Origin of the sequence: Sorangium sp. So ce887, from assembly GCF_051521455.1 — a bacterium.
Taxonomy (GTDB): Bacteria; Myxococcota_A; Polyangia; order Polyangiales; family Polyangiaceae; genus Sorangium.
Genome location: NZ_CP150354.1, coordinates 9283264 through 9305641, shown reverse-complemented (window position 1 = coordinate 9305641; position 22378 = coordinate 9283264). Strand labels below are relative to the sequence as shown.

Here is a 22378-nt window from a genome sequence, read left to right as displayed (position 1 = left end):
TCCATCTTGTGAATCGGCATTCCACTCATGGATCCCATCTGGATCGCAGATGGATCCCCGGCCGCGCCGGTGCGTCAGACGACCTCGAGGTTGGTCACCTCGGCGTCCAGCCACGGCCCGTCCCCCGGGTGCACGACGAAGGCGTCGAAGGTCGCCTCCGTCGCGCGCGCGCCGGCCGGCCTGAGCTGGTCCTGGGGGACGATCGCCAGGTTCGGCGCGCTCACCACCGGCGCGGTGGCCTGCCCGGCGAAGGCCTCGGAGGCCGCGCGCAGCACCGCCGCGAGCCGGTCGGCGGTCGGCTCGGGCAGGAAGAGCGCGTCGAGCGTCGCCACCCGGTCGATCCCCCGGGCGGTCGCGATCTCGGACAGGAACACCGCCGCGGCGCCGACCGACCGGCCGGCCTCCTCGACGAGCAGCAGCCTGCGCGACCGCGGATCGCGCAGGCTGTGCTCGAGCTGCGCCGCGTCGGGCGCCGACCAGAGCACGCGCTCGTCGCCGCACGCCGCGATCGCCGCGAGCACGTCGTCCACGGCCCCCGCCGGCCTGGCCACGGCCCGCGTCGGCGCGGCGCTCGCCCGGGGGACGAAGCCGTGGTTCTGGCACGTGGCCAGCCGCTTCAGCTTGAGCTCGGCCGCCTCGACCGCCTTGAAGAGCACGCGCTGGGCGGGCGCGGATCGCGCCTCCACGAACACGACGATCGGCAAGCCGGACGCGCGGAGGCCGGCCAGGAGCTCGCTGTACAGCCGGCTCGCCAGCCCCTGCCGCTGGAACTTCGGGCGCACGCTCACGAACGAGAGCACGTACCCCGCCGACACGGCGCCGCCGAAGCGGAAGCGGCGCGGCGCGGCGCCGATGAAGCCGGCCGGCTCGCCGCCCTCGCGCGCGAGCACGGCCCGCGGCGCCGGGCCGGGGAAGCCGAGCTGCCACCGCAGGTAGTCGGCCGTGTAGTGGAGGGCCGGCGGCGGCCACGCCTCGCGCAGGACCAGGCTGGCCTCCTCCGCCGCGGCCATCGGGTCGACGTGCTCGAGCTGCATGACCGCGAGCCTCGCAGAATCACCCGGGAAACGGAACCCGAGCGCCGCGCTACAGGCCGCTCATCTCCGGGGCGCGCCGCACGACGTCGGGCCAGCCGGCCGGGTCGTTGCCGTGCTGGGCGAGGAACGCGTAGACCCACCGCTCCAGGCCGAACGCGATGCACACGCTGTGCATCGGGCCCGCGCCCTCGACCTCGCAGCTGAACGCGCGGCCGAAGAAGTCGGTGTGGTAGTTCAGCGACCCGGCCGCCACCCGCTCGTCCTCCGGGAGCATCAGCGAGATCTCGTACTTCGTCTCGCTGCTGATCTGGAAGTAGGTCTTGGCGGCCGCGTCCGGGGCGATGAAGAACGGATCGCTCGCCGTCCGGATCTCGCCCGCGAGCCTGTGCTCGTCGAGGTAGCGCGCCACGAGCTCGTTCCCTTGCTCGCGCAGCCCGAGGACGCTCTCGCGCGACCCGAGGAAGACGATCTCGCGCATCGTGAACTCCCAGAGGCGCCGGAGGTCGACCATCTTGCTCGACTCGTAGCGGAAGCAGCGGCCCACGAGGGCGTAGCGCGCGCCGCCCGCCGGCAGCACGCGGTCCCGGTTCGCCGCGTACACGTGGTAACAGACCGCCGGCGAGAGGCACACCTCCGGCGGCGCCATGTCGCTCAGCGCGCGCTCGTCGAGCGTCTCCCGGTCCTGGTGCCTCGCCCGGAAATCCTCGATGCGCGGCATGTCCTCCGGCAGGTGGCACGTGAACGTGACGATGTGGGGAAACGAGCGGAAATAATCGCACTTCGCCAGCGTCGCGGCCGGGATCAACGTCGGCACGAGGATCGGGCTCGGCGAGAACGGCGCGCCGAGCGCCTCCAGCGTGCGATCGAAGTAGCGGTAGAGCCGCAGCGGGATGCCCTCGAGGGCGACCTGGCCCTGGCCCATCTGCGTGATCCCGGCGGGGAGCGCGCCGCCGCGGAACTCCACCCGGTCGCACGCCGGGCTGCGGTACACGAGCTTCCGCGTGAGCGAGCGCAGGCTGCGTTGCATGGTGCGCGCGAGCTGCTCGGCCGCGCGCGCGAGATCGGCCGCGCTCTGCTCGGGGGCCTCGAACTCCAGCGCGGCGCCGTCGCGGACGAAGCGGATGTTCGAGATCTCCTTCGAGAGGAAGGCGACCTGCTTCGGGATCTCCTCCTGCGCCATCTCGGTCGCGGGCGTCGCGAGCTCGACGGTGACGGTCTTCCTCACGAGGCACGCTCCTGGATGAGGTCGCTCAGCGCGCGCGGCGTGCGGGCGACGCTGAACCGGTCGTCGGGGAGCGTCACGTTGAACGTGTCCTCCAGCTCGGTGAGCAGCTGGAGCGCGCGGATCGAGGAGAACCCCGCGTCGTAGATGTCGTCATCGGGCTTGATCGCGGCCGGCAGGCTGCCGACCGTGACGATGACATCGATCACCTTCTCCATCTCAATCGCCATGACAAGCTCCAGGGTTAAGATGCGCCGCCTTCGAGCGAGCGCCTCCCCGCGTCGTCCGCGCCGTTGCTCCTCACACCGGCGCGGACCGCCCCGGGCTCGGCCGGCGGCGACTCGGTCCGCAGGGATGCCACCCGTCGGGCCGGGTTGCCAGCGACGACGGTGTACGGTGGGACATCGGCCATCACGATGGCGCCCGCCGACACCACGCTGCCCTCGCCGATCGTGACCCCCGGGAAGATCATCGACCGGGCGCCGAGCCAGACGTTGTCCTCGATGACGACAGGCCGCACCTCGTTGTCCGCCGGAGGCAGGCCGCGCTTCCGGGCCTCCGGGTCGCTGGGGTGGCCGCTCGAGTCGAGGATGTAGACGCTCCCGGCGATCCGGCAGTGCTTGCCGATGGAGACCGACTTGCCGACGATGATCCTGCAGTCGTGACCGATGCCGGTGTTGTCGCCGATCCGCAAGGTCGGGCGGTCGGAGAACCGCGCGGCGAAGACGATGTTGATCTTGCCGTCGAGCACCACATCGTCGCCAAGGACGATGTCGCCCCGCCCCTGGATGTAGTGAATGAAGTTCCCCGTCCGGACGCCCTTGCCGTACCGGGCGCAGTGCGACTTGAAGTGCGGCTCGCAGACGAGCACACGAGCACCGAAGTAGTACGCCTCGCGCGCCGCCTCGAACGCCATGCGCATCGGGACCACGATCGGCCGCGGCGCGGGCAGGGTGAAGCCGCGGACCTGCCGGCGCACGTCGCGCACGGCGCGGGCGACGCTGTGATCGGAGGAGGCAAGGAAACGATAGAGGTTCTTCATGGAGGGTCGCTCTGCGCAGCCTGGCCGGAGCAGCGATGTCCAGCGGGGGCGCCCGGCAAGAAGGACGAAAGATACGGCAGGGGACCGGAGACTATACCTCGAAGCTGGTCCCGTCGATCGTTCTCCCAGCCGCTCTATCGGTGCTTCCCCGGGCTCCAGTCACCATCGGAGTACCCTCGGATTACCATCATATTGCAATTGAACTACAATTGAAATCCAATCGGATGGCAAGCCGCGTACCCGTCACTCGTACTCCACAAGTACTAGCAAATACCGTGACAACACCGGGGCGACAGGCCGCGTGAAGCCGCGTCAGGCCGGCTCTCGTTGCGCGCCCGTTGGGGCAGCGCCCGCTCGGGCGGCGGCAGTGGGGACCTTCGCCTCCATATGGGGCAAAACGCCCCGGAGCAGGACCAGGCCGAGCGCGGCCTCGACGAGGGTGAGCGCCACCGCCCATGTCGTCGTGGTGGCGGCGATGGCGGCCAGGCGCTCTTCGCGCGTGACGCCGGCCGCGAAGCCCTCGAGGAGCGCGGCGGCGAGCACGTCGCGCGTGCCGAAGCCCTGCGGGGTGAGGGGGAGCGTCACCACCACCATCAGGATGGGGATGTACGTCAAGGCGGCCCCGAGGGGGATGCGCACGCCGAAGAACCAGAAGGGGAGCCAGGTGCCGGCGAACAGGACGAGGAGGTGCGGCATGCGCGCGGCGAGGGCGATAAGGTGGCCGCGCACGCCCGCCTCGAAGAGCGGGGCGAGGAGCTTCGTGCGGGCGAGCCGGGCGGGGCGCAGCGCGAGGAGCGCGAGGTAGAGCACGCCCGCGCCGAGGAGCAGGGCGGACCCGGCGAGCGGCCCGCCGTTCGCGGGGACGGCCACCGCGCCGAGGAGGAGGAGGCAGCCGAGCCACGACGCATAGACGACGAGCGTCGCGCCGGCGGCGCGCGCGAGCGGCACGGCGTGCGCGCGCGCGAGGAAGACCGTGATGAACGCCTGGCCCACGTGGTGGTTGAGCAGCGACGGAAGGTAGGAGGCGCCGCGGAGCACGAAGAAGTCGCGGAAGGCGACGGGGGCGATCAGGCGGCGGTAGACGAGGACGGTCGCGAACGTGTCGGCGCCGAGGAGCGCGAGGATGAAGAGGGCGGCGAAGGCGCCGAAGAGCGGGGCATCGACGCGCGCGAGGGCGGCGCGGAAGGCGTCGAAGTCGAGGCGGCCGAGGACGAACGCGACGAGCGCGACCGCCAGCGCGAAGGGCAGGGCACGGCGCGCGCGCCCCCAGAGGCCCGGCGCGCGCCGCTCAGGCAGGTCGCCGTCGCGCGGCGGCGGGGCCTCGGCGAAAGATCCGGTGTGGGTCGAGGAGCGCAACGGCGGGACCGTAGCAGAATCCCCGCCGGGGTGGCCCAGAGGAGCGGCGCCCGGAAGCGCGCCGCCCCCGGCCTCGAGGGCACATGCCACCCCTGGTTCCCCGGGGGCGCGCACGCTGCGCAGCGACGGCGCCCCGCATGAGGCATAGTCGTCCGCCATGTCCAAGTACGATTACGATCTCTTCGTCATCGGCGCCGGCTCCGGCGGCGTGCGCGCAGCCCGCATGTCCGCTTCCTACGGCGCCCGGGTCGCCGTCGCCGAGTCGCATCACCTCGGCGGCACCTGCGTCAACCTGGGGTGCATCCCGAAGAAGCTCCTCGTCTACGCCTCGCACTACACCGAGGACTTCGAGGACGCCGCGGGCTACGGCTGGTCGGTGCCCGGCCACGGCGGGGACGGGCAGGCCGGCCCGACGTTCGATTGGCCGACGTTCCTCCGCAACAAGAACAAGGAGATCGAGCGCCTGAACGGCGTCTACGAGCGGCTCCTGAAGAACTCGGGCGCCGACATCCGCCGGGGCCAGGCCAGGGTCGTGGACCCGCACGCCGTCGAGATCGACGGCGCCAGGATCACCGCCGAGCGGATCCTCGTCGCGACAGGCAGCTATCCCTGGATCCCCGACCTGCCCGGGCGCGAGCTCGCGATCACCTCCGACGACGCGTTCCACTTCAAGACCATGCCGCGGCGGGCGGTCATCGTGGGGGGCGGCTACATCGCGGTCGAGCTCGCCGGGATCCTGCACGGGCTCGGGGCCAAGGTGTCGCTGATCCACCGCGGCATGCACCTGCTGCGCGGCTTCGACGACGACATCCGGGCGTTCCTCGCCACCGAGATCCAGAAGAAGGGCCTGGATCTCCGCCTGGGCGCGAGCGTCGAGAACATCGAGCGGCGCGGCGACGCGCTGTGCGCGGCGCTCGCCGACGGCACCGAGCTCGCGGCCGACTGCGTGCTGTACGCGACAGGGCGCCTGCCGAAGACGAAGGGGCTCGGCCTCGAGGAGGTCGGGGTGGCGCTCGACGAGGACGGCGCGGTCGTGGTGGACGACGCATTCCAGACGGCGGTCCCGTCCATCTACGCGATCGGCGACGTGATCTCGCGCGTGCAGCTCACGCCGGTCGCCATCGCCGAGGCGATGGCGCTGGCGAAGCGGCTCTTCCGCGGCGAGAGCGCGCGCGTGGACTACGCCGGCATCCCGACCGCCGTGTTCAGCCAGCCGAACGTCGGCACCGTCGGACTGAGCGAGGCGCAGGCGCGCGAGCACCACGACGTCGCCGTCTACCTCTCGATCTTCCGCGCGCTCAAGCACACCCTCTCCGGGCGCGAGGAGAAGACGATGATGAAGCTGGTCGTCGATCGCATGACCGACCGGGTGCTCGGCATCCACATGGTCGGGCCCGACGCCGGCGAGATCATCCAGGGGTTCGCCGTCGCGCTGAAGTGCGGCGCGACCAAGGCGCAGTTCGACGCGACGATCGGCGTCCACCCGACCGCGGCCGAGGAGTTCGTGACCATGCGCGAGCCGCTGCGGAACGCAGATCGCAGCCCGCCGATGGGGATCGCGCCGAGCTCCGCGTAGCCCGCGCGGGCGCCGGGCTGCTGGCTCCGCCCGGCGCCCGCGCGATCGCGCCCGTCCGCTTGCGACGGCATCGGTCGGCTGCAGCCGGCGTCCGTCCGCTTCCGCCGACCTTCATTCACCGCCGTCCGCTCGCTCCGGCTCGCCCGCTCGCGTTCGCGCTCGGCGCGCTCCTCTGGTATGGACCGCGCGATGTCGACACACGCCTCGACCCCCCTGAAGCCGGTCGGCCTGCTCGCCCGCACCAGCGATCGATCGTTCTACGTCTTCAATGCCGTGCTCTCCGCGGCCGCGCTGGCGTTCCTCGCCTACATCCTCATCATCCGGCGCGGCGCGGGCGGCGCGGATCTCCGCTTCATGCCCCCGCTGAACGCCGCGCTGAACGCGACGGCCGCCACGCTGCTCGTCGCGGGCTGGATCGCGATCAAGCGCCGCGCGATCGTCGTGCACAAGTACCTGATGGTCTCGGCGTTCGTCGCCTCGTCGCTGTTCCTCGTCGGCTACCTCGCCTACCACTTCGTCCACGGGGACACGAAGTACCAGGGCACCGGGCCGCTGCGCGCCGTCTACTTCGCCGTCCTCATCTCGCACATCGTGCTCTCGGCCGGCATCGTGCCGCTCGCGCTGACGTCGTTCTACTTCGCCTACAAGGCGAACTTCGCGAAGCACGCCCGGGTCGCGCGGGTGACGCTGCCGCTCTGGCTCTACGTGTCGGTGACGGGCGTGCTCATCTATTTCATGCTGCGCGGGAGCCCGCCGGCGGTGCCGTGAGCTTCACGCTGCGCGGGAGCCCGCCGGGGCTCAGCGCGAGGCCGCGCGTCTGCGCAGGGCGGCGCTCGCGATGCGCACGGCGAAGAGCAGGGCGAGCAGCGCCGCGTAGATCATCGGCTCCGTCGTGTCCTTCTTCACGCGGAGGAAGAAGTGCACGACCCCGAGGACGGCGGCGACATACGCGAGGCTGTGCAGGCGCTTCCAGCGCGCGGCGCCGAGGCGCTTCAGCATGCGCGCGGTCGACGTCGCCGCGAGCGGGGCGAGCAGCAGGAGCGCGACGAAGCCGGCGAGGATGAACGGGCGCTCGGTGATGTCCTCGATGACGGCGCGGGCGTCGAGCCCCTGATCGACGACCGCATAGGTCAGGAAGTGCGCGCACGCGTAGAAGAAGGCGAGCAGCCCGAGCGCCTTGCGGATACGCAGCGGAAACGTCCAGCCCGAGACGAGCTTGAGCGGCGTCGCCGCCAGGGAGGCGACGAGCAGCACGAGCGCGAGGAGGCCGAGCTGGTTCAGCGCCTCGGCGACGGCGTTCGGGCCGAGCGCCCCGGCCCCGGCGCGCAGGCCGAGCACGGCCAGCGGGATCAGCCCGCCGGTGACGACCGCCGGCGCGAGCCAGGGCAGCTTCCGGGCAGCCGGCGAGAGGGCGCCCGGCGGCGACATCGGCCTCGCGGGGGAGCCCATCGTCAGAAGCTCTCCCGCAGGTCCATGCCGGCGTAAAGACCGGCGACCTCCTCCGCGTAGCCGTTGAACGGCAGCGTGGGGCGGCGGCGCAGCTCACCGATCCTCCGCTCGGTGGCCTGGCTCCAGCGCGGGTGAGCCACCGCGGGGTTCACGTTGGCATAGAACCCATACTCGTCCGGCGTGGCCTGGCTCCACGTCGTCCGCGGCTGACGCTCCGTGAGCTGGATGCGGACGATCGATTTGCCCCCCTTGAACCCGTATTTCCACGGGACCACCAGGCGAATCGGCGCTCCGTTCTGGCCGAGCAACGATTTGCCGTAGAGGCCCACGGCCAGCATCGTGAGCGGGTGCATCGCCTCGTCGAGCCGGAGCCCCTCGACGTAAGGCCAGTCGAGGACGTCGCTCCGCTGGCCGGGCAGCTGCTCCGGATCGAGCAGCGTGGTGAACTGGACGTACCGGGCGCGGGAGGTCGGCTCGAGGCGCCTGAGCAGCGGGGCGAGCGGGAACCCGAGCCAGGGGATCACCATCGACCACGCCTCGACGCAGCGCATGCGATAGACGCGCTCCTCCAGGGGAAACCACCTGAGCAGGGTGTCGAGGTCGATGACCTCGGGCTTCTTGAGCTCTCCCTCGCACGCGACGGCCCAGGGGCGCAGCCGGAGCCGGCCGGCGTTCCTGGCCGGCTCCGATTTGCTCAGGCCGAGCTCGTAGAAATTGTTGTACGAAACGATGGCCTCGTAGTCGGTCCGCGCCTCGTCGGTGACGAACGGGGTCCTCGCGCTCGCCGCGCTCGTCCCGAGGAGCGGCGGCGCGCCGGCCGGCGGTGGGGGCGCGCTGGCGAGCGGCGCGGCCTCGCCGCCGGGGGCGCCGGCGTCCGCCACGCCGGCCTCGCCGCCCGTGAGCCAGACGAGGCCGCCGCCCAGGGCCGACGCGGTGCCGGCGAAGAGCGCGGCGTTCTTCAGGAGCTCGCGCCGCCGCAGGTAGAGCGCTGGAGGGGTGATCTCGCTGGCGGGCGGCTCCTTGGGCAGCTTGCTCATGCCCCATTCTACGATCGGACGGGGCTCCGGTTGCGGACCGGCACGCGATCACGCGGCCCTTGACAGGAGGCGGAGCGCGACGCCGGGCGCCTGGTGGAGCGAGGGCAGCGCGAGCATCCGCCCGATGCGCGCGGAGCGCTGCTCCACGCCGCGGGCGACCGCCGCCCGCTCGATCGGGCCGTGCGCCGCGAGCAGGGCCAGCACGTCGGCCCAGACGCGCTCGCGCCAGCGCGAGAGCATCTCCATCGACACCCAGATCGCGAGCTCCGGGGCGGTGTCGCGGAAGATCGCGCTCAGGGGGCAGCCGTGCCGGGTGGCGAGGCGCTCGAGCGCCTCGGTGACCGCGCGGCGGAGGAGCGTATTGACCTCATCGTGATCGTGCTTGAGCCGCGCGAGCATCCTCGGATCGCCGCCGTGCCCGAACTCGACGATCGTCGCGTGGATCCCGAAGACCAGGTCGTAGTTGATGTGGGCGCTGAAGCCGAGCAGGGCGTTCTGCACGGGAGGCGTGAACCGCGATGCCGTGCTCGCGTACGCGATGTGCCAGGCGCCGCAGTCCTGCGCCGCGCCCCGCTCGTACCAGCGGAACGTCTCGAGGTACCGCTCGCAGAACCGGCCGGCGAGGCGGGAGATCCACGCCGGCTCGAGGAACATGCCATCGCGCCGCTCCACCTGCGCCGCGACAGCGCGCGTGACGATACCGTAGACGTCGGTGAACGCCGCCCGCCGATCGCCCGCGGCGATGAGGCGATCCGTCACGGTGTCGAGAACAACGGCAGCATCGTGGACGCTCGTTGGATGCAGATTAAGGCCGTCGATGCAGCTGCTCATGAAGTCCCCTCCTACTTCTTCGCTCGTCAAAGAGACCTGATCTGATGTTCGAACTTCCGCATCCGACCGCCTCGCTCGCGCCGGCCGGATCGCCGGCACGCAGCACGAACGGCGCAGCAGAGGCGCCGTCCGGCGGTCCGCCCGGACCCGGTCGCGCTGATCTGCGCCCCGATGCGCATAGTTCCCATGTCGAAAGCGGATCTAGAGACCCGCCGGGAGAAAGGTCGCCGCGGATGTTGCCCTTGCTTCTCCTACTGCCGGCCCTCCCCATGACCGGCCCCCCGCAGAAGAGCGATGACTCGATGCGATCTAGATGCGCTCGCGGCGGGATGCCCCCCCTCGCTGCGGCGCTCTAAGTTGAACCTAGTCTACGACATCGTGTGGGGTGACCACAATTGTCTTATGAGCCCTGATCCCGTTCGGGACAGCTTCGAAGTTATTCTAACTATCGAGCTCGAACAAGCGGCAGTTGACCCTGACACGTTTCTTTGTTGCGCGGGAGCGCACCACGGCATCTTCCGGGTTGCGCTGCTACTGAAGCGGAGGTTCGTCGATCTCGGAAACCCCCCACTCGCGTGGGCGCAAGTCGCGAGGAGATGTTCTCGAAACATGCCGAGTGTTTATCCGATGTTGGCTGTACGGCTTGAGCTGAAGATGTGAAGAATGTTTAGGAAGTCCCTGAGTCGCCGCTCAGGAAACTCCTGGTCCGCTTTCCACAGGGGAGGTGCAGTCTTTGCGTTTCCCGTGAAAAATAGTGCGGAAATACCGGGTGAGGTCGCTTTTATGTCACGGCGGTGGGGGGGCGGTGTGGCCGCGCCGGCGTACACGGCGACGCCAGGGCTCGCCTGTCATGCCGCGGGGCGGTGCTCGGGTGATCCTCGCGCCGAAACCCTGCAGCCTGCGCCTCTCAGGCACCGGGGGCCGGCCGTACGGCGGCGATGACCCGGAGGGCTGCGCGTCACCGCCGGGAAGAGGGGGCCGCCCCCGGCGTTCGGCGCTCGGCGGGCGGAGCGCGCTGCGGCGGCGCCGGGGGCGCAGCCCCGCCTGTGCGGGCGGGATGGCCGCGACGGCGCGCGCCGCCGTTCACGGCGTGCGCGGGGAGGGTCTTCGCTGTCGAGGAGGAGAAGGAGAGCGCCGGCCTTCGGTCGAGGCCGGCGGGGCGGCGCGGCCGAGCCTCAGCCGGTGCCGGCCTTGGTCTGCACGTCGCGGTAGCCCAGCGTCGCGCGCAGGTAATCGCGGTTCATCTGCGCGATCACGTCGAGCGGGATCTCCTTCGGGCAGACCGCCTCGCACTCGCCGACGTTCGTGCAGTGGCCGAAGTTCTCGACGCGCATCTGGCCCACCATGTCGAGGCTCCGCTGATCGCGCTCCGGCTGGCCCTGCGGCAGGATGTTCAGGTGCGTGAGCTTCGCCGCGGTGAAGAGCGAGGCCGACGCGTTCGGACACGATGCGACACAGGCGCCGCAGCCGATGCACGCCGCCGCGTCCATGGAGCGCTCGGCGATCGGCTTCGGCACGGGGATGGCGTTCGCGTCCGGCGCGCTGCCGGTCGGCACCGAGACGTAGCCGCCCGCCGCGATGATGCGGTCGAACGCGCTGCGGTCCACCGCGAGGTCGCTCACGACGGGGAAGGCCTGGGCCCGCCACGGCTCGAGCCACAGCACATCGCCGTCCTTATAGTGACGCATGTGCAGCTGACACACGGTCGTCCCACGGAGGGGGCCGTGCGCCTGGCCGTTGATCATGAAGCCACACATGCCGCAGATGCCCTCGCGACAGTCGTGATCGAACGCGATCGGCTCCTCACCCTTGAGGATGAGCCGTTGATTGAGCACATCGAGCATCTCGAGGAAGGACATGTGCTCGCTGACGTCAGGCACATCGTACGTGACGAACCGGCCCGCTTCGTACTTGCCCTTCTGCCGCCAGACATGGAGGGTGAGGCGCATTATTTGTAACTCCGCTGCGTTAGGTGAACCTCGTTGAACTGGAGCGGCTCCTTGTAGAGCTCCTGCGCCTGACCTTCGCCTCGCCATCCCCAGGCGGCGACATAGCTGAAGGCGTCGTCGTCGCGCTTCGCCTCGCCCTCGGGGGTCTGGTGCTCCTCGCGGAAGTGCCCGCCGCACGACTCCTCACGGTGGAGGGCGTCGCGACACATGAGCTCCGCCAGCTCGAAGAAGTCGGCGACGCGCGCCGCCTTCTCGAGCTCCTGGTTCAGGCCGGTGCTCGTGCCCGAGACGCGGACGTCGCGGTGGAACTGCTCCCGGAGCTCCGGGATCCGCGCGAGCGCGCCCTTCAGCCCGGCCGCGCTGCGCGCCATCCCGCACTGCTCCCACATGATCTTGCCGAGCTCGCGGTGGAACGAGTCGGCCGTGCGCGAGCCGTTCGCGGCGAGCAGCTTGTTCAGCCGGGCGCCCGCGTCGCGCTCGGCGTCCCTCACGGCGGGGTGGAGGTCGTCGACCCGCTCGAGCTTCGTCGACGCGAGGTAGTCGCCGATGGTGTAGGGGATGACGAAGTAGCCGTCGGCCAGGCCCTGCATCAGCGCGCTCGCCCCGAGGCGGTTCGCGCCGTGGTCGGAGAAGTTCGCCTCGCCGAGCACGTACATGCCGGGGATCGTGCTCATGAGGTTGTAGTCGACCCAGAGCCCGCCCATCGTGTAGTGGATGGCCGGGTAGATGCGCATGGGGACGGCGTACGGGTCGTCGCCGGTGATGCGCTCGTACATGTCGAAGAGGTTGCCGTAGCGCTCGGCGATGGCCGGCTTGCCGAGGCGCCGGATGGCGTCCGAGAAGTCGAGGTACACGCCGAGCCGCGTCGGCCCCACGCCGCGGCCCTCGTCGCAGACCGCCTTCGCCGCGCGCGACGCGACGTCGCGCGGCACGAGGTTGCCGAAGCTCGGATAGCGGCGCTCGAGGTAGTAGTCGCGCTCGCCTTCGGGGATGAGCTCCGGCGCGCGGGTGTCGCCCGGGTTCGTGGGCACCCAGATGCGGCCGTCGTTCCGGAGCGACTCGCTCATGAGCGTCAGCTTCGACTGGTACTCGCCCGAGACGGGGATGCACGTCGGGTGGATCTGGGTGAAGCAGGGGTTGGCGAAGAGCGCGCCCCGCTTGTGCGCCCGCCAGATGGCGGTGGCGTTCGACCCCTTCGCGTTCGTCGAGAGGAAGAACACGTTCCCGTAGCCGCCCGAGGCGAGGACGACCGCGTCGCCGAGGTGCGTCTCGAGCGCCCCCGTGATCAGGTCGCGGGTGACGAGGCCGCGCGCCTTGCCGTCGACCACGATGAGGTCGAGCATCTCGGTGCGCGGGTACATCTTCACCTTGCCGAGGCCGATCTGCCGCTCGAGCGCCTGGTAGGCGCCGAGGAGGAGCTGCTGCCCCGTCTGCCCGCGCGCGTAGAACGTCCGCGATACCTGCGCGCCGCCGAAGGAGCGGTTCGCGAGCACGCCGCCGTACTCGCGCGCGAACGGCACGCCCTGCGCGGCGCACTGGTCGATGATGTTCACGCTGATCTGCGCGAGCCGGTATACGTTGGCCTCGCGCGCGCGGTAGTCGCCGCCCTTCACGGTGTCGTAGAAGAGGCGGTAGATGCTGTCGCCGTCGTTCTGGTAGTTCTTCGCGGCGTTGATGCCGCCCTGCGCGGCGATGCTGTGGGCGCGGCGCGGAGAGTCCTGGAAGCAGAAGCTCTTCACGTTGTAGCCGAGCTCGGCCAGCGTCGCGCTCGCCGCGCCGCCGGCGAGGCCGGTGCCGACGACGAGGATCGTGTACTTCCGCTTGTTCGCCGGGTTGACGAGCTTCAGGTTGAAGCGGTGCTGGTCCCACATCTTTTCGATGGGACCTTCGGGGATCTTCGCATTGAGCTGCATGGTGACGGACGCTCCGGGCTCAGCGGACGAGGCCGAACAGGACGGCCAACGGGATGGACGAGAAGCCGACGGCGAGCAGGATCGACGACGCGGCCGCGAACTTCTTGAGCGCCGGCGTGTAGCGCGGGTGGCTGAGGCCCATCGACTGGAACATGCTCCACGCGCCGTGGTAGAGGTGCAGCGCGAGCAGGCCCATCGCCACCATGTAGGCAATCGCCACCGGCGCCGAGCTGAAGCCCTTCACGACGTTGTCGTAGGCGTCGAGCGGCACGAAGTCGGGGTGCACGGTGCCCGTCGTCAGGTGGAGCAGGTGATAGAGGATGAAGGCGGCGAGGACGCCGCCGCTCAGCAGCATCGTGCGCGCGGCGAGGTTCGGGTGCCTCTGCCCCTTCACCTGGTAGCGGATCGGCCGGGCAGCGCGGCTGTGCTGCGCGAGCGATACGCCCGTGTAGACGTGGACGACGAGGGCGGCGAGGAGGACCAGCCGCGTCCCCCAGAGCAGCGAGGGGGTCCCGTGGAGGAAGGCTGCATAGTCGTTGAACTTCTGCCGGCCGAGGAAGACCTGCAGGTTGCCGGCCATGTGGCCGATCACGAAGCCGAAGAAGACGACGCCGCTCAGCGCCATCGCGAACTTCTTGCCGACGAGATCCCGGTAGAAGAGCGCGACGCGCTGGGCCCTGGTGGGGAGAGTCGATGGGGCAGCAGTGGGGCTCATCGCTCCCCTCCTTTAGTGGGGCGCGAACGCGTTAGCCAGAGGGAATCTCGAGCCCGCTCACCGCAGAATTTGCGGGCGTCGGCCGCAGATCTCGGCCGAGCGAAGCGCGCTGCCCGCGCCGTCGCGGCGCGGGGGCGAGCGTCAGCGTCAGGCGGCGCGGGGGCCCGCGCGCCGTACCTTGTGCCCATAAAACGCGAGCGCGAGCGCGATCGCGAAGATGCCGATGGCCTGCTCTTCCTGGCTGGTGAACGCCGGCAGGTGCTCGTCGCGGAGCACCACGAGGCCGCCGAACGAGCTCTCGCCCAGGCGGAGCGGCGCCACGATGGCGGCGCCGAAGCGATCGCCCTCCGCGGTGCAGAGCAGGTCGGGCGCGTCGTCCGCGGACAGGCGGACGGGGCCGAGCGCGCCCTCGACCTGGCCGGTGAGCCGCGCGATGAACGCTGCAGGCACCTCGGCGCCGGACGCCGCCTGGTAGAGCGCGACCCCGTGATCGAGCGCGAGGGAGAGCGCGGCGCCGGTCGTATAGACCACCTTCGCCGCGAGATCCACGGCCCGCTCGGGGAAGTCGTCGCGCGAGAGCGAGGCGACCAGGGCGGCGCTCGCCTGGTGGACGGCCGCCACGGCGTCGAGGTGGGTGCGCAGCATCGCCGCCCCGAGCAGCCGCTTCATGTCCTCGATGTCGTACGGCTTCTCGAGGATGTCGTACGCGCCGCTCTTCATGCACTCCACGGCGGCCTGCGCGCTCGAGCACGGGGCGCCGACGATGATCTCGAGGTCCGGGCTGATCGCCTTGAGGGCGGCGATGGTCCCGGCGCCCTCCATGCCGGGCGCCCTCACGTCGGCGACCGCGAGGTCGAACCGGCGCGCCTTGACGAGCTCGAGCGCGGCGAGCCCGCTCTCGGCGCACGTGACGTCGAAGCCGCCGTCGCTGAGCTCGACCGCTAGCCTGTCGAGGATCCTCTTCTCGGCGTCTACCACCAGCACATGGGGTCGGGCCTGGCTCACTGATGCCTCCTCCTCGGGTCTACAGGGGGTGCCGCGCCGCCGCGCCGTCCGGCGCCGCGGTGATCGCGCGACGACCGCGTCGGTCGCGGCGGATGTCGATCCACCCGGCGGAGCCCCCTCCGAATCTCTACCAGCTGTCCAAAGTTCGCCTACAGTCCAATAGAACCGGTATTCCAGCGAAACGGAAGTCGAAGCGGCGTTGACACAGTCCTCCTTTGACAGGACGCGGCGCCGCGCGCCCGGCGCGGATGTGCTCCGGTATGCCGACTCCAGTGGACCGTGTGAGCGCTCCTCGCAGGGCGAGAGCGCGGGGGGCGCGCGTCGGAAGGCCTGTTTCGCGGAGGCGCCGTGGTGTGGTCGCGCGCCGCACGGCGGAGAGGATGTGGTCGATGCTCTGCGGGTCGCCGCCGGCGACGTCGGTCCTGTCGATCGTGGTGTCAACGCGCTCCCGGTCGTGCTGGGCAGCGAGGGCGTCGCTGCCGCTCTCCACAAGGAGGAGATCGAGCGCGACGCGGTCCGTGAGCTCGTCGCGCGCGACGCGGTCGCGGCGGATGTCCTCGCGGATCGCTGCGTGCGCGCAGCCGCCCGACGGGCCGTCGATCCCGATCGTGAACGCGCGCGCCGAGACGTCGCGATCGCGGCGGCGGATACCCGCGGAGCAGACGACCGGACCCGCGAGCGGGCCGGCGACGGCGACGGGTCGCGACCCGAAGAAGGTAAGGAGAAACTGGAATCCTCTTCCCGATTTCTTCCCTTCGCCTGAAACATGAAACCTCCCCGACACGAATCCGTTGTCGGGAGTCCCCCGAACACCGCTGTGATGCGGATCGCGCCGAGCGATACGTTCCTCCTCTCCCCGACGACAGCGCGTGTCCGGGTTGTCCGCCGGCCGTTGTGGGCGTTACGGGACTCGTTGCCGTGGTGTTGACGGAGATGACATGTCGCTTGACGGGAAAGCGCAGCTCGGTTCAGCTCGTCGGGCGGCCGGGGGGTCGCGGAGGGGGTCCGATGTTCATCGTCAGCAAGGGCGAAGTTCCGCTGTTGTCCCGTTGGGTGAAGGAGGCGGCCTCGCGCCTGCTGGAGCGCCATGACGGGACCCCGTTCGAGCTGCGCTTGTGGGGCGGCGAGCGGCTGCGCTTCGGCGCGGGCGCGCCGGCGTTCGCCGTGACGTTCAGGACGCGCCGGGCGCTCTGCGAGGCGGCGCTCCGGGGCACCCTGGGTCTCGGTGAGGCGTATATCCGGCGCGAGGTCACGTTCGACGGAGATCTCGAGGACTCGCTCGCCGGCCTGTTCCAGCTCGCGCGGCCTTTGCGGTCCGTCGAGTCGCGCCTGCGCCTCGCGCCGGCGCTGCCGTCGTGCGAGGGCGGCCTCTCGGGCGTGCTCGACGCGCTCCGGCTCGGGCTGTTCTCCGGCTCGGCGAAGCGCGAGAAGCTCGCCGTCGAGCGCCATTATGGGCTCGGCAACGACTTCTATCCTCTTTACCTCGACAGGCGTCTCCAGACCTCGTGCGGTTACTTCCGGTCTCCGGGCGAGGCGCTCGACGACGCGCAGGCGCACAAGATCTCCCTCGTCGCGCGGAAGCTCGCGCTCCGGCGTGGGCACCGGCTCCTCGACCTCGGCTGCGGGTGGGGCCACCTCATGTTCCACGCCGCGGAGACCTACGGCGTGCAATGCCTCGGGATCACCCTCTGCGAGAACCAGGCGAAGTACATCCGCGAGCAGGCGGCGGCGCGGCGGCTCCCGGTCGAGGTCCGCGTGATGAGCTGCGAGGAGCTCGAGGGCGAGCCGCGGTGGGATCGGCTCGTCTCCCTGGGCTCGATGTGCCACGCCGGCGCGCGCCGGATCGGCGTGTTCTACGACAAGGTGAAGGCGCTGCTCGCCGAGGGCGGCGTCTGCCTGCTCGAGAGCGTCACCCGGGAGCAGGAGTCGCCGCGGACTGACCCCTTCGTGCAAAAGCACATCTTCCCCGGGTACTGGCCTCCATCGATCCAGGGGATGGCGGCGCGCGCCGCCGCGCGCGGCCTCGACGTGCTCGACGCGGAGAACCTGCGGCGCCACTCCGCGCTCACGGCGCGCTGCTGGCGCCGCAACTTCCTGGACAACCGGGAGAAGATCGAGCGGGTCACCGGCTTTGACGCCGTCTTCCTGAGGACATGGGAGTTCTACCTGGCCTGCGCCGCCGCCGCGTTCCGCAGCGGGCACCTGGGCGCCGTGCAGATGGTGCTGTCGAACGGGGCCCCGCGCGATTACCCGCTCGCGCGTGAGCCCCTGTACGCCGCGGAGGAGCCGTCGCCGCGGGAGCGCGCGCCGATCGTCCCGGCCGTGCAGTTCAGCTCGTGGGGGGCGGCCGCGCCGTCCTGATCTGCCGGGTGGTGCTGTCCCGCCGGCACGCGCGCCCTCCGCGCGGAAGATCTTGTGAAGCCCGCGCGGCCAGCTATCAGCTAGAGTATGAGCGAACGGCTACCGGCCAGCGCCCGTCCCGGCGCCGTGCCCTCGTGGTCTGCGTCGCGCCCTCGCCGCCTGGCGCGCGCGGGCAAGGCGGCCTCCGTGCTCTTCGCGGTCGCGCTCTGCTCCCTGCTCTCCTCGTGTACCCAGATCCGCTACATCGCGCAGGCGGGCCTCGGTCAGCTCTCGATGGCGTGGAGCGCCGAGTCGCTCGAGGACGCCGTCGGCGACGCCCGCAGGCCGTGGCGGACGCGCGCGCTGCTGCGCGAGGTCCCGCATATCAAGCGCTTCGGAGAGCGCCATGGGCTCACTCCGACGGGCAATTACAGGACGTATGTCGAGCTCGATCGCCCGGCCGCGGTGTGGGTGGTGAGCGCGTGCGAGCCGCTCCGGTTCCGCTCCAAGACGTGGAGCTTCCCCATCGTCGGCAACGTTCCCTATGTGGGCTGGTTCGATCTCAAGGAGGCCAAGGCCTTCGCGGCGCCGCTCAAGGCGGACGGCTGGGACGTCGACGTGCGCCCGGCGGGCGCGTACTCGACGCTCGGCTGGCTGGAGGATCCGGTCCTGTCCACGATGATCTCGAGCGGCGACGAGGCGCTCGGCGAGCTCGCCAACGTGGTGCTGCACGAGTCGCTGCACGCGACGCTCTACGTGAAGGGCCAGACGAGGCTGAACGAGAGCCTCGCGAGCTTCGTCGGGGACGAGCTCGCCAAGGTCTACCTGGATGAGCGGCTGGGCCCCTTCTCCGCGGAGAAGACGGCCTACATGAGGGAGCAGGAGAGGAGTGAGGCCCGGGCGCGCGCGCTGCACGACGCCTACGTCCACCTCAACCGGCTGTACGCGTCCCCGGCGTCAGACGCCGAGAAGCGGGCCGAGAAGAAGGCGGTGCTGGCCCGGCTCAAGGAGGACATCGGGGCGCGCCGCCCGCTCAACAACGCCTCGCTCGTGCAGTTCCGCGTCTACAACTCGGGGACCCCGGAGCTCCAGGCGCTGCTCTCGACCTGCGGCGGCAGCTGGCCAAGGTTCCTGGGCGCGCTGAGAAAGCTCGAGGGTCACAGGTTCTCTGCGCCCCAGGAGAACATCGGCCGGGTGGTCGAGCCGCTGATCCGGGCCGGGTGCAGGTAGCTCCGTGCCTACGTAGGCTTGTGTGCCGCGCTGCGCGCTCGCCGACGCAGCGCGCCGCGTGCCGCGGTGCGCTGCGCGCGCGTGCCGCGCTGCGCGCCGCGTACCGTGCTGCGCGCTGGAACCCGCATGCAGCGTCAAAATACGCTGCGGTGCGTCGCGCGGTGCGTGCCGCATCATTGCAATCGTTCACTCTCACGGCGCAATGCAGGGTGACCGGCCCTCGGTGAGTGAACGTTTTCATGTCCAGGTGATATTTCAGTTCTGGATCTGAACCCATCCGTGGATCGGACCAGTCCCTGCGGAAATGTATGGCGAGCATCGCACCTCCGGGCGGCGCGGTCCGCGGCGGGAGGCGGGTTTCTGCGGGTTTTTTTGCCTCCGGGGCCCGTTCGTGCGGGGGGCTCGAGGTTGGCCCGCCGGTTGCTCAATGTATCCCCCAGATGTCGCTCCCGTTCGCCGCTCGGTTTCATGAGGATTCGAAGGGAGCGGCCCCTCTGGCACATCGTTCGCAGTGCAAGCCCCAGTCGTTGAGGGGCGCCGAGCGAGGGGATCGACGGCAGCCCACGCCGAGCGATCGTGACCCCGCCGCCACCTGGATGCGATGGACCTTGCTGTCGGCTCCTTGATTGACTTGTCGCCGGGCGCCGGCGGAGAGAGCTTCGGTTTGCGTGACGATAACCGCCTTGCGAGGCGATTAAGGAGGGATGAGCGAGGCACGCGCGATGCGCGTTGCCGAACGAGATGGCTTATCGTGATCGGCTTGTCGACCTTGGTCTGAGCTTCTCTTATCTCTTGCGGCTCTCGAGTTCGACTCTGCTTCGCGCTTCGCTTCAGCTTGCCCTCTGCTTCGCTTGAGCTTGCCCCTACAATTCCGGTCTGCGCTTCATCCTTTGCTTTCGCTTCTTCTTTTGCTTTGACTCACTTCTTGGATTGTATTACTCTTCGCCTCCACTTCGACTTCTTCTTTGCTCGTTCTTTCGTTCTTGATTGCGCTTTCTATCGCTTTCTGTCACTTTCCTGGCTTTCCTGACTTGTTTCTTGTGACCGCGGGTCTTTCAGGTCTCTCCGGTGGATTCCCATTCCACCGGCGCTCCTGAGCGGCTCCGGTGGGGCCGCAGCAGCGGACCTCAGGCCGGCGGGCTCTCCCGACCGGCCTTTCTTTTTTTTGGCGATTGGCGCGAACACGCGCCGACGTCCGTGTTGCCGGGAGCGGCCCGCCGGGGAGCGACCGCGCGCCGGTCGACCGGGGCGGCAGCGGCCGAATCGCTCGACCCGGCCGCAGAAGTACAGTAACGACGAGCCCTTCGAACGAGCCGCGCGCCCTCCTCGCCCTCGCGAGGTCCCGTCGAGGGGGCGTGGTCCAGCGGAGGGCGGGACATGATGCAGGGGCGCGGTGGCCCGGGACCGGGCGTTGACCTCTCGAATTGCGCGGTGGAGCCCATCCATATCCCCGGGAGGATCCAGCCGCACGGAGCGCTGGTCGCCCTCTCTCCCCGCGACCTCGCCGTCCGGCATGTCAGCCTTAATGTCGGCGCCGTGCTCGGGAGCGGGCCCGAAGACCTCCTCGGGCGCTCTCTCCTCGATTTCATCGCTCCGGCGACGGGAGGAGATCTCGAGTCCATCCTCCGGTCTCCGGCGCCCGGCGCGCTGAACCCGCTGAAGGTGAGCCCCAGGAAGAAGGGCGCGACGGCGTGGCTCGACGCGATCGCGCACCGGGCGGGCGAGCAATTGATCGTGGAGCTCGAGCCGCAAGGCGCGCCGGGCGACGTGTCGTTCTCGAGCGTGTACCGGGTGATTCACGCGGCGATCGAGCGGATCCAGTCGGCGGCGGGGCTCTTCGACGCGTGCGAGGCGACGGCCGAGGAGATCAAGCGCCTCACCGGCTACGACCGGGTGATGATCTACAGGTTCGATCGCGCCTGGAACGGCGAGGTCATCGCCGAGGCCAGGGAGCCGGACATCGAGCCTTACCTCGGGCTGCGCTATCCGGCCTCCGACATCCCGGCGCAGGCGCGGGAGCTCTACCTCCGGAGCTGGCTCCGCATCATCCCGGACGTCGACTACCGGCCGTCGGACATCGTCCCTCCGCCGGACGAGCCCATCGATCTCAGCTTCTCCGTGCTGAGGAGCGTCTCGCCGATGCACATCCAGTACCTCAAGAACATGGGGGTCGGCGCCTCGATGAGCGTCTCGCTCATCCGCGAGGGGGTCCTCTGGGGGCTCATCGCCTGCCATCACCGCACGGCAAGGCCACTGTCGTTCGAGATCCGGCAGGGCTGCGAGCTCTGCGGCAGGTTCCTGTCGATCCAGCTCACGGCCAAGGAGAAGCTCGAGGACGGGGGGCAGAAGCAGGCGCTCAAGGCCCTGACGGACGAGATCGTCGCGACGGTCTCGCGCCAGGAAGATCTCATGGTCGGGCTCGCGGCGAGCGCCGGATCGCTCATGGAGCTCGCGGACGCGCCGGGCGTCGCCGTGCTCCATGGCGAGGCGGCGACCCCGCTCGGCGCCTCACCCGGGCCGGAGGAGCTCAGGCGCCTGCACGCGTGGCTCCGGCGCACCGTCGCCGATCAGCCGGTGTTTCACGCCGAGTCCCTGTCGAGGGTCGAGCCCGACTTCGCCCGTATCAAGGACGTGGCGAGCGGCGTGCTCTGCCTCTCCATCCCCGAGCCGGATCCCTGGTACGTTGTCTGGTTCCGGCCCGAGGTGATCCAGACGGTGAGCTGGGGCGGCAACCCCGAGAAGCCGGTCGAGAGCTCGGCCGAGGGCGCGGTGCTCGGTCCCAGGCGCTCCTTCGCGCTGTGGAAGCAGGTCGTGGAGCAGACCGCCGTCGCCTGGAAGCCCGCCGAGATCGAGGCGGCCGAGCTGCTCCGGCGCGCGCTCATCGAGCTCGACCTCACGCGGCAGGTCGTCCGGGAGAAGAGCGCGCGCGCCGCGGCCGAGCGGAGCAACGCCGAGCTCGAGCAGTTCGGGTACATCGTGGCGCACGACCTCAAGGAGCCGCTCCGCGGGATCGGGTCGTTCGCGACCTTCGTGATGGAGGACGACGGGGCCGCCCTCTCGGCCGAGTCGCAGGGCTACATGCGGCGCATCGGCGACCTCGCCGTGAGCACGATGAAGCTCATCAGCTCTCTTTACGAATACTCCCGCATCGGCAACGTGGACTTCTCCTTCGGGGAGGTCGACCTGAGCGAGGTGCTGGCGGATGTCGAGCGGCGGCTGGCCGGCTCGCTCCTGCAGCGCGGCGCCGAGATCCGTGCGCCGCGGAGGCTCCCCAGGGTGGTCTGCGACCGCATCCGGATCGCCGAGGTGCTGGCCAACCTCATCTCGAACGGCATCAAGTACAACGCGAGCCCCGCGCCCTGGGTGGAGGTGGGCTTCGACGAGACCTCGATTCCCACCGTCTTCTACGTCAAGGACAACGGCGTGGGCATCCCCGCGGATGAGCGACACCGGCTCTTCACGATGTTCGAGCGGCTCTCGACAGCGGCGCAGTACGGCGAGGGGACCGGCTCGGGGCTCGCCATCACCCAGCGGATCATCGAGCGTCACAAGGGGCGGATCTGGGCGGATTCACCCCCGACCGGGGGCACGGCGTTCTACTTCGCCCTCGCCGGGGCGCCCCTCACGGACCCGTGACCCGCCAGCGCACCAGCGTGGCGGCCGGGGCCCCGGCGTTGCG

The 22378-nt window shown here is 70.2% G+C and carries 18 protein-coding genes; 6 read left to right on the top strand and 12 right to left on the bottom strand.

Annotated features, from left to right (window positions below; translation table 11 throughout):
• Window positions 1-74: 74 nt before the first annotated feature.
• The 5 genes from WMF36_RS34710 to WMF36_RS34690 all read right to left on the bottom strand — a co-directional run bounded on the left by WMF36_RS34710 (window position 75) and on the right by WMF36_RS34690 (window position 4654).
• The gene (locus WMF36_RS34710; protein ID WP_437575091.1) at window positions 75-1034 is read right to left on the bottom strand and encodes a GNAT family N-acetyltransferase; all 960 of its coding nucleotides are present in this window, start codon (window positions 1032-1034) and stop codon (window positions 75-77) included.
• Window positions 1035-1083: 49 nt separating this feature from the next.
• Window positions 1084-2259 (bottom strand): hypothetical protein, encoded by a 1176-nt coding sequence (locus WMF36_RS34705; protein WP_437575090.1) that lies wholly within the window; start codon window positions 2257-2259, stop codon window positions 1084-1086.
• Window positions 2256-2486, bottom strand: coding sequence for an acyl carrier protein (locus WMF36_RS34700; RefSeq protein WP_437575089.1), 231 nt, complete (start codon window positions 2484-2486; stop codon window positions 2256-2258). Before WMF36_RS34700 ends, WMF36_RS34705 begins: the two co-directional genes overlap by 4 nt.
• A 14-nt stretch (window positions 2487-2500) precedes the next feature.
• On the bottom strand, window positions 2501-3298 hold the full coding sequence (locus WMF36_RS34695; RefSeq protein ID WP_437575088.1) for an acyltransferase: 798 nt from the start codon (window positions 3296-3298) through the stop codon (window positions 2501-2503).
• A 312-nt stretch (window positions 3299-3610) separates the two neighbouring features.
• Window positions 3611-4654 (bottom strand): lysylphosphatidylglycerol synthase domain-containing protein, encoded by a 1044-nt coding sequence (locus WMF36_RS34690; RefSeq protein WP_437575087.1) that lies wholly within the window; start codon window positions 4652-4654, stop codon window positions 3611-3613.
• 157 nt (window positions 4655-4811) lie between these two features.
• Between WMF36_RS34690 and gor the strand changes: the two genes are divergently transcribed.
• On the top strand, window positions 4812-6230 hold the full coding sequence (gene gor, locus WMF36_RS34685) for a glutathione-disulfide reductase (protein ID WP_437575086.1): 1419 nt from the start codon (window positions 4812-4814) through the stop codon (window positions 6228-6230).
• A 177-nt stretch (window positions 6231-6407) separates the two neighbouring features.
• A complete protein-coding gene (locus WMF36_RS34680; RefSeq protein ID WP_437575085.1) occupies window positions 6408-6998 on the top strand; it encodes a DUF420 domain-containing protein in 591 nt (196 codons plus the stop codon).
• 30 nt (window positions 6999-7028) lie between these two features.
• On the opposite strand, the gene WMF36_RS34675 is transcribed toward WMF36_RS34680, so the two are convergent.
• The 7 genes from WMF36_RS34675 to WMF36_RS34645 all read right to left on the bottom strand — a co-directional run bounded on the left by WMF36_RS34675 (window position 7029) and on the right by WMF36_RS34645 (window position 15129).
• A complete protein-coding gene (locus WMF36_RS34675; RefSeq protein WP_437575084.1) occupies window positions 7029-7679 on the bottom strand; it encodes a protein-methionine-sulfoxide reductase heme-binding subunit MsrQ in 651 nt (216 codons plus the stop codon).
• 2 nt (window positions 7680-7681) lie between these two features.
• A complete protein-coding gene (gene msrP / locus WMF36_RS34670) occupies window positions 7682-8716 on the bottom strand; it encodes a protein-methionine-sulfoxide reductase catalytic subunit MsrP (RefSeq protein ID WP_437575083.1) in 1035 nt (344 codons plus the stop codon).
• A 48-nt stretch (window positions 8717-8764) separates the two neighbouring features.
• Entirely contained in the window at window positions 8765-9547 is a 783-nt protein-coding gene (locus tag WMF36_RS34665) for a DUF5995 family protein (protein WP_437575082.1), read from the bottom strand.
• 1175 nt (window positions 9548-10722) lie between these two features.
• Complete coding sequence (locus tag WMF36_RS34660; RefSeq protein ID WP_437575081.1) at window positions 10723-11496, bottom strand: succinate dehydrogenase/fumarate reductase iron-sulfur subunit; 774 nt, start codon at window positions 11494-11496, stop codon at window positions 10723-10725.
• Window positions 11496-13409, bottom strand: a complete 1914-nt coding sequence (locus WMF36_RS34655) for a fumarate reductase/succinate dehydrogenase flavoprotein subunit (RefSeq protein ID WP_437575080.1) — start codon at window positions 13407-13409, stop codon at window positions 11496-11498. Before WMF36_RS34655 ends, WMF36_RS34660 begins: the two co-directional genes overlap by 1 nt.
• A 19-nt stretch (window positions 13410-13428) precedes the next feature.
• Complete coding sequence (locus WMF36_RS34650; protein WP_437575079.1) at window positions 13429-14124, bottom strand: succinate dehydrogenase cytochrome b subunit; 696 nt, start codon at window positions 14122-14124, stop codon at window positions 13429-13431.
• A 147-nt stretch (window positions 14125-14271) separates the two neighbouring features.
• Window positions 14272-15129, bottom strand: a complete 858-nt coding sequence (locus WMF36_RS34645; protein WP_437575078.1) for a response regulator — start codon at window positions 15127-15129, stop codon at window positions 14272-14274.
• Window positions 15130-15583: 454 nt separating this feature from the next.
• On the opposite strand from WMF36_RS34645, the gene WMF36_RS34640 reads away from it, so the two are divergent.
• From WMF36_RS34640 to WMF36_RS34625, 4 genes are all read left to right on the top strand, one after another.
• The gene (locus tag WMF36_RS34640) at window positions 15584-15892 is read left to right on the top strand and encodes a hypothetical protein (RefSeq protein WP_437575077.1); all 309 of its coding nucleotides are present in this window, start codon (window positions 15584-15586) and stop codon (window positions 15890-15892) included.
• A 245-nt stretch (window positions 15893-16137) separates the two neighbouring features.
• Window positions 16138-17490: a class I SAM-dependent methyltransferase gene (locus WMF36_RS34635; RefSeq protein WP_437575076.1), complete on the top strand. Its 1353-nt coding sequence runs from the start codon at window positions 16138-16140 to the stop codon at window positions 17488-17490.
• Window positions 17491-17577: 87 nt separating this feature from the next.
• Window positions 17578-18699: an aminopeptidase gene (locus tag WMF36_RS34630; protein WP_437575075.1), complete on the top strand. Its 1122-nt coding sequence runs from the start codon at window positions 17578-17580 to the stop codon at window positions 18697-18699.
• Window positions 18700-20130: 1431 nt separating this feature from the next.
• Entirely contained in the window at window positions 20131-22335 is a 2205-nt protein-coding gene (locus WMF36_RS34625) for an ATP-binding protein (protein WP_437575073.1), read from the top strand.
• The last annotated feature ends 43 nt before the right edge of the window (window positions 22336-22378 follow it).